General features: G+C 62.8%; 15 protein-coding genes. 3 read left to right on the top strand and 12 right to left on the bottom strand.

Translation table 11 applies throughout. The features are described from left to right. Window positions 1–426 precede the first annotated feature (426 nt). The 9 genes from rlmB to HMPREF2630_RS03320 all read right to left on the bottom strand — a co-directional run bounded on the left by rlmB (window position 427) and on the right by HMPREF2630_RS03320 (window position 8,925). Window positions 427–1,416 carry a 23S rRNA (guanosine(2251)-2'-O)-methyltransferase RlmB gene (gene rlmB, locus HMPREF2630_RS03360; RefSeq protein WP_049342682.1) on the bottom strand — a complete coding sequence of 330 codons (990 nt, stop codon included), beginning with the start codon at window positions 1,414–1,416 and terminating at the stop codon, window positions 427–429. Between the two features lie 96 nt (window positions 1,417–1,512). Next, window positions 1,513–2,931 (bottom strand): cysteine--tRNA ligase, encoded by a 1,419-nt coding sequence (cysS, locus tag HMPREF2630_RS03355; protein WP_049334007.1) that lies wholly within the window; start codon window positions 2,929–2,931, stop codon window positions 1,513–1,515. Window positions 2,932–3,002: 71 nt separating this feature from the next. Further along, window positions 3,003–3,485, bottom strand: coding sequence for a 2-C-methyl-D-erythritol 2,4-cyclodiphosphate synthase (ispF, locus tag HMPREF2630_RS03350; RefSeq protein WP_070483381.1), 483 nt, complete (start codon window positions 3,483–3,485; stop codon window positions 3,003–3,005). A 47-nt stretch (window positions 3,486–3,532) separates the two neighbouring features. Beyond that, window positions 3,533–4,354 carry a 2-C-methyl-D-erythritol 4-phosphate cytidylyltransferase gene (gene ispD / locus HMPREF2630_RS03345; protein ID WP_080978711.1) on the bottom strand — a complete coding sequence of 274 codons (822 nt, stop codon included), beginning with the start codon at window positions 4,352–4,354 and terminating at the stop codon, window positions 3,533–3,535. 22 nt (window positions 4,355–4,376) lie between these two features. Further along, a complete protein-coding gene (locus tag HMPREF2630_RS03340) occupies window positions 4,377–5,060 on the bottom strand; it encodes a response regulator transcription factor (protein ID WP_049334005.1) in 684 nt (227 codons plus the stop codon). 39 nt (window positions 5,061–5,099) lie between these two features. Beyond that, window positions 5,100–6,236 carry a sensor histidine kinase gene (locus HMPREF2630_RS03335; RefSeq protein ID WP_049334004.1) on the bottom strand — a complete coding sequence of 379 codons (1,137 nt, stop codon included), beginning with the start codon at window positions 6,234–6,236 and terminating at the stop codon, window positions 5,100–5,102. A 148-nt stretch (window positions 6,237–6,384) separates the two neighbouring features. Beyond that, window positions 6,385–7,122, bottom strand: a complete 738-nt coding sequence (locus HMPREF2630_RS03330; protein WP_049334003.1) for a phosphoglyceromutase — start codon at window positions 7,120–7,122, stop codon at window positions 6,385–6,387. Between the two features lie 209 nt (window positions 7,123–7,331). Further along, window positions 7,332–7,649, bottom strand: coding sequence for a DUF2516 family protein (locus HMPREF2630_RS03325; protein WP_049342685.1), 318 nt, complete (start codon window positions 7,647–7,649; stop codon window positions 7,332–7,334). Window positions 7,650–7,722: 73 nt separating this feature from the next. Beyond that, entirely contained in the window at window positions 7,723–8,925 is a 1,203-nt protein-coding gene (locus HMPREF2630_RS03320) for a trans-sulfuration enzyme family protein (protein ID WP_070483379.1), read from the bottom strand. A gap of 183 nt (window positions 8,926–9,108) precedes the next feature. Between HMPREF2630_RS03320 and tmk the strand changes: the two genes are divergently transcribed. Together tmk and HMPREF2630_RS03310 are read left to right on the top strand one after the other, a co-directional pair. Then, window positions 9,109–9,846, top strand: a complete 738-nt coding sequence (tmk, locus tag HMPREF2630_RS03315; RefSeq protein ID WP_070483377.1) for a dTMP kinase — start codon at window positions 9,109–9,111, stop codon at window positions 9,844–9,846. Next, the gene (locus HMPREF2630_RS03310; protein ID WP_070483375.1) at window positions 9,843–10,982 is read left to right on the top strand and encodes a DNA polymerase III subunit delta'; all 1,140 of its coding nucleotides are present in this window, start codon (window positions 9,843–9,845) and stop codon (window positions 10,980–10,982) included. Before tmk ends, HMPREF2630_RS03310 begins: the two co-directional genes overlap by 4 nt. Window positions 10,983–11,080: 98 nt before the next feature. Here the strand turns inward: HMPREF2630_RS03310 and HMPREF2630_RS03305 are convergent, their stop codons facing one another. The 3 genes from HMPREF2630_RS03305 to manA form a co-directional block, all read right to left on the bottom strand. Beyond that, on the bottom strand, window positions 11,081–12,436 hold the full coding sequence (locus HMPREF2630_RS03305) for a PFL family protein (RefSeq protein ID WP_049342689.1): 1,356 nt from the start codon (window positions 12,434–12,436) through the stop codon (window positions 11,081–11,083). Window positions 12,437–12,445: 9 nt separating this feature from the next. After that, window positions 12,446–12,715: an ACT domain-containing protein gene (locus tag HMPREF2630_RS03300; protein WP_049342690.1), complete on the bottom strand. Its 270-nt coding sequence runs from the start codon at window positions 12,713–12,715 to the stop codon at window positions 12,446–12,448. Window positions 12,716–13,008: 293 nt separating this feature from the next. Continuing rightward, window positions 13,009–14,196, bottom strand: a complete 1,188-nt coding sequence (manA, locus tag HMPREF2630_RS03295; protein WP_070483374.1) for a mannose-6-phosphate isomerase, class I — start codon at window positions 14,194–14,196, stop codon at window positions 13,009–13,011. A gap of 137 nt (window positions 14,197–14,333) precedes the next feature. Here manA and HMPREF2630_RS03290 point away from each other — a divergent pair, with 137 nt between their 5' ends. Next, entirely contained in the window at window positions 14,334–15,740 is a 1,407-nt protein-coding gene (locus HMPREF2630_RS03290) for a phosphomannomutase/phosphoglucomutase (protein ID WP_049342692.1), read from the top strand. Window positions 15,741–15,824: the final 84 nt, after the last annotated feature.

Here is a 15,824-nt window from a genome sequence, read left to right as displayed (position 1 = left end):
GCGGCGACTCATACAACTATACAGACCCGAGTACGGGCCCGCAACCCGAATACGGGTGAAGTAGAACACAAATAAGGGGGTTTAGGTTCATTCTGACCTGAACAGTGGGACAAAACCCCTAGTCAATGCGGGGTAAAGGCCTCAAAAAATCTTCGAAAAAATCTTAAAAATCCCCACGAAAGCCCGAAAATCCCCCAAAAATCACTCCGGAAACCCCCTACGGAAACGCAAAAGGCCCCGAAACGAAGAAAAGATGGGGGAAGGGGCTACCGCCCCTCCCCTGCATCCTTACGTTTCCGATCCTCGACCAGTTCCCTGACCCGGTTCCCTGGCGTACCCGCCATCAAGAGCAAAGGGGGAGGGCGCCTCTCACGGGACGCCTTCCCCCTTACGTTCATAAACCTACAGAACGGTTATCGCGACAACCTACTCGGCAGCCACCGCACGACGACGGGACACATCGTACAGAGTGATGCCCACAGCCATCGCCGCGTTCAGCGACTCCATCGCCGAATCAATCGGAATCGACACAATCTGATCGCAGTTCTCAGTCACCAGGCGGGACAGGCCCTTGCCCTCCGAACCAACCACCACGCACAGCGGCTCGTTCGCAAGCTCCAGAGCCGGCAACTCAATATCGCCACCGCCATCCAGACCAATCACAAAGATGCCCTGCTCCTTAGCCTGCTGAATCACACGAGTCAGGTTAGTCGCCATTGCAACGGGAATACGAGCAGCCGCACCGGCACTGGTCTTCCACGCACCCGCGGTCACCGCAGCCGAACGACGCTCGGGAATAATCACGCCGTCACCGCTAAACGCCGACACGCTACGAATAATCGCCCCCAGGTTACGGGGATCGGTAATGCCATCCAACGCCACAAACAGCGGCGGAGTCGACAGCTTACCCGAGTGCCAGCGCTCCATCGTATCCAGCACCAGATCGGTAGCATCCGGGTACTTGTACGGCGGAATCTGCATTGCCACGCCCTGGTGCACCGCACCATCGGTCAGACGATCCAGCTCGCTACGCGGAATCTCCAGCATCGGGATGTTGCGCTTATTCGCAATCGTCATGATCTCGCGAACGCGGTCATCCACCTCAATGCGGCTCATAATATACAGGTGCTTCGAGGGAATCTCGGTACGTAGCGCCTCCAGCACCGCGTTACGACCCGTCACCAGCTCATCGCTGGCGCGCTTACCGCCCAAACGAGTCTGGAACTTACGGTTCGTACCGGTCGCCGCACGACGCTCAGCCGCACGCTTCATCTTGTACGCCTTGTGGTAAACGCGATCCTCAGCCTTCGGAGTCGGGCCCCTGCCCTCAAGGGCCTTACGGCCGTGACCGCCGGTGCCCTTAGTAGCACCCTTCTTCTTGCTGGTAGCGCCCGGGCGCGAACCTGCCTTAGCCATTCTTCTCTTCCTTCGTCAAAATAATGAATACGAGTCTACGCGAAAAGACCCGCAACGCCTAAGCCCCCAACGCAGAACGCGGGGCACGCCACCAACCTACGCAATGCTCCAGCTCGAACCCTCAGCGCCGTCACGCACCTTCACACCCGCGGAGAACAGCAGGTCGCGCATCGCATCGGCCTTAGCCCAATCCTTCTGGGCACGCGCATCCGCACGCTCCGCCAGAACCGCCTGAATCAGGGAGTCCAGAGCCTCATGCTCGGCATCCGAGGCGCCCTCAGCGTTAAAGCTCATCAGCTGCGCCAGGCCCAGCACCTCAGCCATAGCCATCACGGCATTAGCGGCCTCCGAAGCGTCCTCACCGGCAGCGAGCGCTGCATTACCCGCGCGAGTCTGCTCATGCAGAACCGCCAGGGCACGAGGAATGTTCATATCGTCATCCATCGCCTCGGCGAAAGCCTCGGGCACCTCGCGGTCGGGCTTCAGCAAATCCTGAGTTGCGGCCAGGAACGACTCAACACGCTCAATAGCCGTTGCCGCCTCCTGCAGAGAAGACGGGCGATAGTCCAGCACCGAACGGTAATGCGCGCTACCCAGGTAGTAGCGAACCACCAGCGGACGAGCCATTTCCAGCATCTGCGCCGGCGAAATCGTATTACCGATAGACTTCGACATCTTCTCACCCTCGTAGGTGACCATGCCGTTGTGCATCCAGAAGTTCGCGAAATCATCGCCGGCCGCGGTCGACTGGGCCAGCTCGTTCTCGTGATGCGGGAAGCGCAGATCCAGACCGCCGCCGTGAATGTCGAAGCGCGAACCCAGGTACTTACCGGCCATCGCCGAGCACTCCAGGTGCCAACCCGGGCGGCCACGACCCCACGGAGACTCCCACGAAGCGGTCAGCGGCTCGCCCTCCTTGTAACCCTTCCACAGCGCAAAATCACGAGGGTCGCGCTTACCGCGCGGATCGGCATCCGCCGAATCCTGCATATCGTCAATGCTCTGGTTGGTCAGCGAGCCGTATTTCTCCCAGGAACGCACATCAAAGTACACGTCACCCGAGTCATCCAGCGCCGGGTAGGCGTGGCCGCGGTCAATCAGGCGCTGAATCAGAGCAAACATCTCGGGAATATGGCCGGTCGCGCGCGGCTCATAGGTCGGCGGGTCAATACCCAGCGCCGCGTAGGCCCGAGCAAACACCTTCTCAAAACGATACGCGAGCGCCCACCACTGCTCATTCGGGAACTCGCCCTCAAAACCGGGCTGCATGGAATCAGCGGACTTCGCCAAAATCTTATCGTCAATATCGGTGACGTTGCGGACCGTCGTCACCTTCAGGCCGCGGTAGCGCATCCAGCGGCTCAGCTGGTCGAACACCAGCGCAGAACGGATATGGCCCAGGTGCGGTTCACCCTGCACCGTGGCACCGCAATAGTAGATACGCGCCTCACCGGGCACGACGGGCTCAAACTCGCGGATAGTCGCGGAAGCTGAATCATAAAAACGCATAGTCACACTCTCATTTTACGGGGTCGGTCCAGGCACCGGGGCGATAGGTTACGGAATGGGGCAAGCCGGGCAGAGGCCTAGTGGCGCTCATACACCAGAGCCGTCGCAATCGCCGCCACGCCCTCCCCGCGACCGGTCAAACCCAAACCGTCGGTAGTCGTCGCAATCACCGTCACCGGGGCACCCACCGCCTCACTGAGCACGCGGTTCGCATCCTCACGGCGCGGCGAGAACTTCGGGCGGTTACCAATCAGCTGAACGCTCACATTGCCGATCTCGAAACCGGCCGCACGCACAATCGCCACGGCCTCCGAAAGAATACGAACACCCGAGGCGCCCTTCATATCCGGGCGGTCCACACCAAAGTTCGAACCCAAGTCCCCCGTGCCAGAGGCGGCGAAGAGCGCATCCGCGGCAGCATGGGCCACCACGTCGCCATCGGAGTGGCCGCTCAGGCCCCGCTCCCCCGGCCAGTGCAGGCCGGCGATGTGCAGGGGCGTGCCCTCCGGGCCAAAAGCGTGAACGTCAACGCCGGTGCCGACGCGCGGAATAACAGTCATGATGGGTCCTTCGCTCAATAGATATTAGACAGAAGAAGAGGGGATACTCAGGGGCGCGTTCCGCCAAAGAGCGCCCGCGCCACCTTCAGATCCATGGGGGTGGTCACTTTAAAGGCGTCCTCGTGCCCGGCCACCGTCAGCACCGGTTCGCCGGCCGCCTCCATCGCCATCGCGTCATCGGTCAGCAGCTCGGCTTCCTCGGGAGGCAGGGCTCGGCTACGCTCATGAGCCGCCAGTAGCGCCGCCACCTCGAATCCCTGCGGGGTTTGTACGGCGCGCATGCTCGAGCGAGCCGGGGTTCCAGTAACCACCGCGGAGGCATCCACCGTCTTGATGGTATCGACCACCGGCAACACCGGAATAACCGCGCGCACCGTCCCCGCGGCAACGCGGGTGCCCAGGCCCTCCAGCACGCGGTGGTACACCTCCGGCGGGGTGAAAGAGCGGGCACAATCGTGAATCAGCACGTAATCCACCGCGATCTCGGCCTCGCGAAGCGCGTCAAGAGCCGCCACCACCGATGCGGTGCGGGTGTCACCGCCGACCGTCACCAGCGCCTCGGCGCGGTGCGCGTCCTCAAGGAGCTCCGGGCAGAGGCTCTCGCACCCGGCGGGCACCGTCACCACCACGTGCTCGGCAATCCGCGACTCGCGGGCGCCCTGCAGGGCATGGTCGAGTAGCGTACGCCCCTGCACGCGGACCGCGGCCTTCGGAATCGGCTCGCCCAGGCGCGTTCCCGAACCTGCACCCAGCACGATAATGGCCACGCGCGAGGGGTCTTTGCTCTGCCGGTTCTGCGCGGGCTGGTTCTGCACGAAGCGGTTCTGCGCGTTGGCCTCGGCGGTCACGGAATCAGCGGTAAAGCTCATACGTACTCTCCTCGGCTCGACGCTAATTCTCGAACTTATAGCCCAGGCCGCGAACCGTCACCACGTAGCGCGGTGCCGAAGAATCCGGCTCAATCTTGGAACGCAGGCGCTTAATGTGCACGTCCAGGGTCTTCGTGTCGCCCACGTAGTCCGCGCCCCACACACGCTCAATCAGCTGTCCGCGCGTCATCACGCGACCAACGTTGCGCAGCAGAATCTCCAGCAGCTCGAATTCCTTCAGCGGCATGGGTACTTCCTCGCCGTTGACCGTCACCACGTGGCGATCGATGTCCATGCGCACGGGGCCGCCCGTAAGAACCGCGTCCATCGGCATGTCGGGCTCGGCGGAACGGCGGCGCAGCACCGCGCGGATGCGTGCAATCAGCTCGCGCGCCGAGTACGGCTTCGTCACGTAGTCGTCGGCGCCCAGCTCCAGGCCAAACACCTTATCCAGCTCGGAGTCCTTGGCGGTCAGCATGATAATCGGTACCGAGGACACCTCGCGGAGCTTACGGCACACCTCCGTGCCGGGCATACCGGGAAGCATCACGTCCAGCAGCACCAGGTCGGCGCCCTCGCGCTCGAAGGTGGGCAGCGCGTCCAGGCCATTGTCCACCACGACCGTCTGAAAACCCTCACGCCCCAGCAGGAAGGCCAGGGGATCCGACAGGGCCTCTTCGTCCTCAACAATCAGAATTTTCGTCATACTTTATCCTTGATTCCCATAAAACCTATACCGCTAACACTACACTGTGAGCGGTGCCTCCGGCGCCTCGGTCAGCGGCAGGGCCAACGTGAACGTCGAGCCCTCCTGCGGCATCGAACGCACCGTCACACTGCCGCCGTGCTGAGTCATCACATGCTTCACGATGCTCAGGCCCAGGCCCGTGCCGCCGGTCTGACGAGAGCGAGCCGGGTCCACCCGGTAAAAACGCTCGAAGATGCGCTTCTGCTCATCCTCGGGAATACCCACGCCCTGATCCGACACCTCAATGAGCAGCTGATCGGCCACGCGGTGCACCAGAATGTCCACCTTCGTATGTTCGGGCGAGTAGCGAATCGCGTTCTCCACCAGGTTCTGCACGGCCATACCCAGAAGCTCGGCGTCGCCGTACACCTCGGGGGCGTCCTCAATGCGGCTGGAAACCTGAATGTCCTTCTCCTCGGCAGCCAGGTGGGAGCGGTCCATCGCGTCCGCCACCAGGGTGGGCACGGACACCGGGCCGCCACGGGCAATCACGTCGGTCGACTGCAATCGTGAGAGCTCGATAATGTCGCGCACCAGCGCGGAGAGGCGGCGCGTCTCCTTGTGCAGGCGGCCCACGAAGTACTCAATCGCCTCCGGGTCATCGCTAGCCTGCTCAATCGCCTCCGCGAGTAGGCTCACCGCGCCCACGGGTGTCTTCAGCTCGTGCGACACGTTCGCTACGAAGTCGTTACGCATGCGTTGCACGCGAGAAATTTCGGTGCGGTCGTCGGCAAGCACCAGGATGTATTCGTCGCCCAGGGAGGCCACGCGAACATCCAGGACCAGTGCCTCGCTCTCGCCGCGGTCAATCTCAAAGCTTTGCTCGGCAAAAATACCGCGGTGGCGCACCGTGCGAATCATGCTAGCCAGCTCGGGCGAGGTGACCGTATGCCCGCGCACCAGGCCCATCGCGTAGGCGCCCGGCGAGGCCTGGACCACTCCCCCCACCTCGTCGATGACCAGGTAGGCGCGGCCAATCACCGCCAGCACCTGAGCCGCACCGTCACGCAGCGTCGGTGCGGATACGAGGCTACGCTCACGCTCACGCTCACTACGGGCCACCGCGTTCATGCTCAGGACGCCGACCAGCAGACCTATCATGCCCGCGATGAAGGCGATCAGACCGGCATCCATACGTTCTCCTCCTGCGTGGGTATCTTCCACAAGTATATTGAACAGCCGCCCACCCAAGAGGTCGGCCCACGCAATGAGCCGCCCACCGAAACGGTGAGCGGCTCATAATCACGCGGGCGCTCTGCAGAGCGAACCTCGCGAGAGGTAATTACTTACCCTGGTTTGCCACGGCTGCGATGGCGTCCTTAGCAGCCTCGGGATCGAGGTACTCGCCAGCCTTAATGGGCTTAAAGTTCTCATCCAGCTCGTAGTACAGCGGGATACCGGTCGGGATGTTCAGGCCGGCGATGTCCTCGTCGGAAATGCCCTCGAGGTGCTTGACCAGCGAACGCAGGGAGTTACCGTGCGCTGCCACCAGAACGGTCTTGCCTGCTGCCAGGTCGGGCTTGATGTCCGACTCCCAGTAGGGGAGCATACGGCCCAGAACGTCCTTGAGGCACTCGGTGCGGGGAGCGTTCTCAACGTTGGCGTAACGAGGGTCGTGTGCCTGCGAGTAGGGATCGTTGTCGTCCAGCGGGGGCGGCGGAACGTCGTAGGAACGACGCCAGGTCATGAACTTCTCGTCGCCGTATTCCTCACGAATCTCGGACTTGTTCTTACCCTGCAGGGCGCCGTAGTGACGCTCGTTCAGGCGCCAGGTGCGCTTGACGGGAATCCACAGGCGGTCCGCTGCATCCAGGGCGATGTTTGCGGTGTTGATAGCGCGACGCTGCAGGGAGGTGTGCACAACATCGGGGAGGATGTTGCGCTCTGCCAGCAGCTCGCCGCCGCGCTTAGCCTCGGCGCGGCCCTTGTCGGTCAGGTTGACATCCACCCAGCCGGTGAACAGGTTCTTCTCGTTCCACTCGGACTGGCCGTGGCGCAGGAGTACTAGTTTGTAAGTCATGCTTCTATTTTTTCATTTACCCGCCGGTTTGTCATGCCTTCGAGGGCAGAAAATCCGGGTTCTCCCAAAAACTTGCCGGATGCACCGCTTAGCTGGCAGAAAGCCCCGCACCCCGCGCCCGGAAATCGTTCCGGAACGCGGTATGCGGGGCTCACCGTATGCGCTTGCGACGGCCACAAGGTGGGCGCGGATGCTTCGCTGAAAACCTCCTAGAAGCGGCGGCCACCCACTACGGGCCACACACCGGCCAGGAACACGCCGCTCACCACGGCAGCCATCAGCTGCAGCATCAGCATCGTGTTACCCGCGCCGGTGAAGGCCGAGAAGACGCCCAGCACCTGCACCACGGCGGAGACGCCGGTCAGGGCAAGCCAGGTGTTCTTAGGACGCTTGCCCGCGAACTCGTAGGCGTTGGCCGGCGCGGTCCATGCACGGTACAGCGCCAGAACGCCGATCACGGCACCGGCGGCCGACAGCAGCAGGTTAATCAGAAAGGTCGCGTAGAGGACCAGGACAATAGGAGACATTGTATTCCTTCACTCGAGCGGCCGTATAGCCGGGTACCCAGTACCCTAGCACACTACCGTAGCTAACGGTGCCTTATCGAACGGCCTTGAAGGCCTCGACCAGATCATTGTAGAGGTCATCGACGTTCTCGATACCCACGGACAGGCGCAGCATCGACTCGGGAATCGACTCCGGCTCGCTGCCATGGCGGCGGCGGCGCTCCACGAGGGATTCCACACCGCCGAGGGAGGTGGCGGGGGTCCACACCTTCAGCGCCTCAACCACGTTGCGGGCTCCCTGCGCGTCGGTATCCAGCGTGATGCACAGAATCGCGCCGAAGCCGGACATCTGCTTCTTCGCGACCTCGTGGCCACGGTGGCTCTCAAGACCCGGGTAGCGCACCTCCGAGACAAAGGGGTGTTCGCTCAGACGCTCGGCCAGCACCTGCGCGTTCTGCACCGCACGTTCCACGCGCAGCGCCAGGGTACGCAGGCCGCGCAGGCCCAGCCACGCCTCCATGGGCCCGGGGATCGCGCCGTTGGTGATGCGGTAGTGCAGCATCGCCTTGTACAGCTCCTCGTTCGAGGTGAGGGTCATGCCCAGCAGCACGTCCGAGTGGCCGGCCAGGAACTTCGTGGCCGAGTGCACCACAACGTCGGCGCCCAGGTCGAGCGGACGCTGCAGAATCGGGGTGGCAAAGGTGTTGTCCACGGCGGTCACGACGCCCAGGCGGCGAGCTGCGGCAAGAATCTCGGGCAGATCCCCCACCTCAAGCATGGGGTTGGTGGGGCTCTCAAGCCAGGCCAGGACCTTCGGGGAGGAGTAGTTCACGTTTTCCGGGGTCACGCCGGCGCGGGCTGCGGCGTCCTCCAGGGCTGCGATAACGCTGGCGGTGTCCTCAATGTCCACGCGCACCAGCTCGATGATGCCGCGGCGCTCCAGATCCTTGCACAGGGTCACGGACGCCATGTAGGCGTGCTTAGGAATCAGGACGATAGCGCCCACCGGCACCAGGTCAATCACGGAGGAAACGGCGGCCATGCCGGAGGGGAACAGCAAGCCGGGCTGGGAAGCGTTCTCCAGCTTAGCGACAACCTCTTCCATGCCCTCCCAAGTCGGGTTCGAGAAACGGGCGTACACGCGGTCGTGCTCAATGTTGACGGCGTCCACGCCGCGGTAGGTGGAAGTCAGAACAATCGGAGGGTTCACCGGCGCATCATGCTCGTGGGCGGGGCGGCCACCGGCGACTACATAGGTTTCAGCGGAATAGTTCATGTCATGGTTATCTGCACTCATGCCTTTAAGCCTGGCACACCGAGGCCTCGAACGCATACCTCACCCGGCACTTTCCGCTCAGGATTAACACGCTTTTTACGCGAGGGCGCTGCCAAGTCCCGTGCGAAGGCCGTTGCGGCTCCCACCGGCAGGCTGCCGACGCGCACCGCAGGCCCACGGTGAACCCGGTACCCTTAAGGGGTGATGGATACTCTCAGCTACACCCCCCTCCCCGATTCCGCGGACCCCGCCAACCGCCGCGGGCTCTTCATCGTGGTCGAAGGAGGCGACGGCGCCGGCAAAACCACCCAGCTCACCCTATTGAATGAGGCGCTCCGCGCCCGAGGCTACCGGGTCGTCACCACCCGAGAGCCGGGTGGCACCGAAATCGGCGAGAAGCTACGCGCCCTCGTGCTCGAGGCGGGCCAGGGTGCTATTGACGACCGCACCGAGGCGCTCATCTTCGCGGCCTCCCGCGCCGCGCACGCGGCTCAGCTGATTCGCCCCGCACTCGCCGAGGGAGCGATCGTGCTCTGCGACCGCTACATCGATTCTTCCGCCGCCTACCAGGGCGTGGGCCGCGATCTCGGGGTGAACACTATTGTTGACCTGAGCCGCTGGGCCACCGCAGACCTGGTGCCGGACGCAACCCTGCTCCTGAGCGTGCCCCTGCGCGCCGAGCAGGAGCGCATGACCGAGCGCGGCACTGTGGACCGCATCGAGGCCGAGGGCGCCGATTTTAAGGCGCGCATCCACTCCGCCTTCGAGCGGATTGCCCGCGAGGATTCCAACGGTTCGCACTGCATCGTCGACGGTGTAGGCACAATTGAAGAGGTGCACGCTCGCGTCCTTGAGGTAGTGAAGCCGTTGCTGAGCCAACGTATTCTTGACCGCTCCGCCGCGCCGCGAGTGACCGAGCCGAAGGCCGAGGGGGATGCATGAGTCTGTGGGATTCGCTTCTGATCCCTGAGCGTGAGCGCGACCAGTTGCGTCGCGATGTCGCCTCCTCACGCCCGACCCACGCCTGGCTGTTTACGGGCGCGGCCGGCGCGCCCCATCGCGAGGCGGCCAAGGTATTTGCCGCGGCCCTGCTCTGCGAACAGCCCGATCCGCAGAACCGCGGATGCGGTGAGTGCAAGGGCTGCGTGACCGTGATGAACGGTTCGCATGCGGACTTCACGCACTTTAGGACCGAGGCCACGAACATCAGCATCGAGGAGGCACGCGAGCTGGTCATGAAGGCCCAGGACCGCCCGACGGTGGGCCGCTGGCGAGTGATTCTGCTCGAGGATACCGAGCGCATGCCCGAGCGCACCTCGAACGTGCTACTCAAGGCCATCGAGGAGCCGCCCCCGCACACCATCTGGCTGTTGACGGCTCCTTCTCCCACGGATGTGCTGGTCACGATTCGTTCGCGTTGCCGTCCGGTGCAGTTGCCGGTGCCCTCGGAGGAGCAGGTGCACGGGTATCTTCTCTCGCGCGGTGTGGCCGACCCGCTGGCGCGCCGCGCGGCACGCCTGGCCATGGGCGACGCCGAGGAGGGGTACCGCCTGGCCACCGATGAGCAGGCCATGGCCCGCCGGGAGATGACCACCTCCCTCATTCTGAACGTCCGTTCCATTTCTTCGGCGTTTAGCGCGGCGGAAAAACTCACCGACCTGGCAGAACAGGATGCCCAGGCGGTCTCCGCTGCAAAGGATGAGCGGGAGCGCGCCGAGCTGATGGCCCTGTTGGGCATCCGCGAGGGCGAGCGAGTGGCTCCGACCCTGCGCGCCCAGGTGCGCAGGCTTGAAGACCAGCAGAAGCGCCGGGCCAAGCGCGTGGCTTCCGATACGCTGCTGCATTCGGTGGCCCAGGTGCAGACCGTACTTCGCGATGCACTGACGCTCTCCCTTTCGGCGCAGCTACCGCTCATTAACGAGCACCTGCGCGAGCCGCTGACAGCGTGGTGCGAGCGTCGCTCCCCCGAGCAGCTCCTGCAGGACGTGCAAGCGGTAGAGATTACCCTGCGCCGTCTGCGCACGAACGCGAACGCACGCCTGGCGCTTGAGGCGCTCATGAGCCGCTTCGTCGCGTAGGCTCGCGCCCGAGGTTAAGCAGGCCCCCGCATTTTATTACAGCGATTTCTTCGCCCGGTACCGCGGGCTTGCGTTGGCCCGGGCGAACCGGCACCCGCCTAGTTACGGAAACCGTGCACCGGCGAGGGAATACGGCCGCAACGGGCGATAAACGCCTCTGCACTCGGGGTGTGCGTGGGCATGACCGGCGCGCGGCCCAGCAGGCCGCCGAACTCGACCATATCGCCCACGCCCAGACCCACGGCCGGGATAACGCGCACGGCGGTGGTCTTGTGGTTCATCACGCCGATGGCAGCCTCGTCTGCAATCATGGCCGAGAGGGTCGCGGCGGAGGTGTCGCCGGGAACGGCTACCATGTCCAGGCCGACGGAGCAGATGGCGGTCATAGCCTCGAGCTTATCCAGGGTAATCTGGCCGGCGGCGGCGGATTCAATCATGCCGATGTCCTCAGAGATCGGAATGAAGGAGCCGGAAAGACCGCCGACGTTCGAGCAGGCCATGAGACCTCCCTTCTTAACCGCGTCGTTGAGCAGCGCGAGGGCCGCGACGGTGCCGTGGGTGCCGACGGTTTCCAGACCCATCTCCTCGAGGATGTGAGCCACGGAGTCACCAATCTCTGCGGTGGGTGCCAGAGAGAGGTCGATAATGTTGAACTGCACGCCAAGGCGTTCAGCGGCGAGGGTACCGACCAGCTGACCGACGCGGGTAATCTTGAAGGCCGCCTTCTTGATTTCTTCGGCGCAGGTGTCAAAGGATTCGCCGCGCACCTTCTGCAGGGCGCGGTGCACCACGCCGGGGCCGGAGACGCCCACGGAGATGGTGGTGTCTGCCTCCTGCACGCCGTGGAAGGCGCCGGCCATGAAGGGGTTGTCGCTGACGGCGTTGGCGAAGACCACGAGCTTGGCGCAGCCGAAGCCGTGCGTATCGGCGGTCAGGTCGGCGGTGGCGCGGATGGTTTCGCCCATGAGCTTGACGGCGCTCATGTTGATGCCGGCACGGGAGGAGCCGATATCCACGGAGGAGCAGACCACGTCGGTCTCGGCGAGGGCGCGGGGAATGGAGCGAATCAGCTTTTCGTCGGCGGGGGTCATGCCCTTATCGACGAGGGCGCTGAAGCCGCCCACGAAGTTCACGCCCACGGCTTTGGCCGCCGCGTCGAGGGTGCGGGCGAACTCCACGTAGTCCTCGTCATCGGATGCACCGGCCACCAGCGCGATGGGGGTGACGGCGATGCGCTTGTTGACAATCGGGATGCCAAGCTCGGCCTCGATGCCTTCACAGACGCTCACGAGGTTTGCCGCGCGGGTGGTGATCTTCTCGTAAATCTTGCGGCGGGCTACTTCGCCGTCGGAGTCGGCACAGTCGAGCAGGGAGATGCCCATGGTGACGGTGCGGATATCGAGTTTTTCTTCCTCGATCATGCGGATGGTTTCGAGAATATTGCTGTTCATCATGGTGGCCGCCTAGAGGGTGTGCATTGCCTTGAAGATGGACTCGGCCTGAATACGGATCTGCACCCTCTGCTCGCGCTCGACGCCGACCATGGCTTCCTGCAGGTCGATGAGGTTCTGTTCGTCCTTGTTGAAGGAGCAGTGCATAATCATGGTGAAGTATTCGCCCATGATGGTCTGGGAGACGTCCAGGACGTTGACCTTGCGCTCAGCCAGGGCGGTGGTGACCGCGGCGATGATGCCCTCGTGGTCGATGCCTGTAACAGTGATGATGATCTTCACGGTGTTCTCCTTGGGGATGGTGCGAATACTGACGGTGGATGCGTCCAGCTGCCGCGGCGGGCGGAATCACCCGGGTTTTATGCATAGAAGAACGAACCTATGCATACTTATACCAACAATTATAGGTTACCCAGGCCACAGATAACAGGGGAACGGGCACTATTTTGCAAAGCCGCACCCCAAACCTTCAAAACCCGAGAATAAAAAATCCGCGGCTTCACCGATATAGATATCGAAAAAACCGCGGATTCTTATAAGTCTGTGTATCTAAAACCCCTAACGGAACTTAGATATTAAACGTAGGATGCGATATACAGCTCGCCGCTACCGCTCAGCACGGCCTCGGAGGGCTCACCCACGTGCAGTACCGACTCGGTGGCGCCCAGAACGAACTCTTCGGTGCCGTTGCCGTCCTTGGCCTGAATCGTCACCTTACCCGCGACACTCAGGGCCGCGCTAATGCCCTTGAAGGTGTAGCTTAGCGGCTTGCCCTCTTCAACGCGAACACGGGTCACGCTCATGCGCTCATCCCACATGGCGTAGGTGCCCAGGGGTCCGTCCTCGGGGTTGGGGCGCTGGATGACGGGGGCGTCCTGCTTCTCGCCGAGCACCTTAATGAGTTCCTCGGTGTCGATATGCTTGGCGGTCAGGCCGGCACGCATCACGTTATCGGAGGGGTTCATCAGCTCAATGGCGGTACCCGAAACGTAGGCGTGCACCTGGCCGTCGGGGGTAAAGGCGGACTCGCCGGGAGCAAGGTGCACCAGGTTCATCACGAAGGCCACGAGCAGACCGCGGTCACCGGGGTACTTGCCGTCCACGATGCGCACGAGCTCGGCGGCGTCGGCTACCACATCGTTCGAGGCGCCCAGCAGCCCGGGGGCGGTGTCTACCAGGTGCTGCACTGCGGCGGAGGCGGTCTCCTCGGGCAGGCGGATAATCTCGGTCAGAAGCTGCTTGGGGCTGAGCTCGGCACGCTCGGCCAGCCAGGCGGCACCGAATGCGGCGGCCAGGGTCTTGAGCTGCTCGACGGGGCGCACGCCGGTGAGCACGCGCATCGGGCTCAGCGCGATGACGGTCTCGGGCTTGGAGTAGCGGTCCTTGTAGTTGCGGTAGGGCGCATCAATCGCGATACCGCGGGCCTGCTCGTCCTCGAAGCCGGCGATGGCCTGTTCGGGGGTAGGGTGCACCTGAATGGACAGGGGGGCGTCAATCGCAAGGATTTTAAAGAGGAAGGGGAACCAGTCGGAGGTTCGGTCCGGGCGCAGGAAGCGGGAGGGATTCTCCACGATCAGCTCGTTCAGCGGGGATTCGGCGCCGTCCACGGTAGCGCGCGAGGGCGCAGCCGGATGCGCACCCACCCACACCTCAGCTTCGGGCTGTTCGGTGGGTACGGGCACGCCACGCATACGTCCTAGAATTTCGCGTGAACCCCACGCATAATTCTGAATCTGGTTTTTAAGGGAAAAAATCTCACCCATGGGGAAAAATACCTCTCGCCGGGGGCTGTCTGATGTAAGTGACGTGATAAAAAACCCATATATTCAGCGGAATTTATAAGGTTTTACCTGCCCATTATAGGGGCTTAGTAGACTTCTTTACCGCTAAAATAAAAGGCGTGACTACTATTAATCTACATGACTCATTCAAGGCGTACGACGTGCGTGGCATCGTCGGCGAGACCATTACTGCAGAGACTGTTCGCGCTACCGGTGCGGCATTTGTCGATGTTCTGGGACTGCAGGGCCAGACCGTCCTGGTCGGTGGCGATATGCGTCCCTCCTCTCCCGAATTCATGGATGCATTTGCCCAGGGTGCAACCGCTCGCGGCGCAAACGTTGAAAAGATCGGTCTGATTTCTACCGACGTTCTTTACTTTGCATGTGGCGTTGAAAACGCCGCCGGTGTTACCTTTACCGCTAGCCACAACCCTGCCGAATACAACGGTATGAAGATGGCTAAGGCCGGCGCCGTTCCGGTGTCCTCCGAAACCGGTCTGTTTGACATCCGCGACCAGGCACAGAAGTACCTGGACGCCGGCGAGATTCCCTCGGTTGAGAAGGTCGGCACCGTGACCGAGAAGGACATCCTCAAGCCCTACGCAGAGTACCTGCGCAAGCTCGTGGACCTCTCCTCCATCCGCCCGCTGAAGGTCGTGGTGGACGCCGGTAACGGCATGGGCGGTATGACCACCCCCGCCGTTCTGGGCGACACCATCCTGCCGGGCCTGCCCCTGGAAATCGTTCCCCTGTACTTCGAGCTGGACGGCACCTTCCCGAACCACCCGGCCAACCCGCTGGAGCCGGCCAACCTGGTCGACCTGCAGAAGGCTGTCGTGGAGCACGGCGCAGACATCGGTCTCGCCTTCGACGGCGACGCCGACCGCTGCTTCGTGATTGACGAGAAGGGTAACGCAGTGACCCCCTCGGCCGTGACCGCTCTGGTGGCCGAGCGCGAGATTGCCCGTGCCAAGGCTGAGGGCAACGAAGAGCCCGTCATCATCTACAACCTGATCACCTCGAAGGCTGTGCCCGAGCTCGTTGAGAAGCTGGGCGGCCGCGCCGTGAAGACCCGCGTTGGTCACTCCTTCATCAAGGCCGTCATGGCCAAGGAGAACGGTGTGTTCGGTGGCGAGCACTCCGCTCACTACTACTTCAAGGACTTCTTCAACGCCGACACCGGTATGCTGGCCGCTATGCACGTGCTGGCAGCTCTGGGTGGCGACGACAAGCCCCTCTCCGAGATCAGCGCGAAGTACTCCCCGTACGTTGCCTCCGGCGAGATTAACTCCGAGATTGAAGACAAGGCTGCCGCTGTGGACCGTGTGCGTGCACACTACGCTAACGCTCCCGTGGTTGTTGAGGATTCCGACGGCACCACCTTCACCAACACCGAAGAGGGCTGGTGGGTTAACCTGCGTCCGTCGAACACCGAGCCGTTCCTGCGCCTGAACCTTGAGGCACCGGATGTCGCCACTATGGAGCGCGTCCGCGACGAGGTTCTGGCTCTGGTTCGCCAGGGCTAAGCTCTTCGCTAGCTACTAAAAAATCCCGCCCCGCAGAATATGTCTGCGGGGCGGGATTTTTTATTTTGATTGCTGATTCCGACT

Source organism: Rothia sp. HMSC072B03 (assembly GCF_001809565.1).
GTDB classification, from domain to species: domain Bacteria; phylum Actinomycetota; class Actinomycetes; order Actinomycetales; family Micrococcaceae; genus Rothia; species Rothia mucilaginosa_A.
This window is presented reverse-complemented; position numbering and strand designations above follow the sequence as displayed.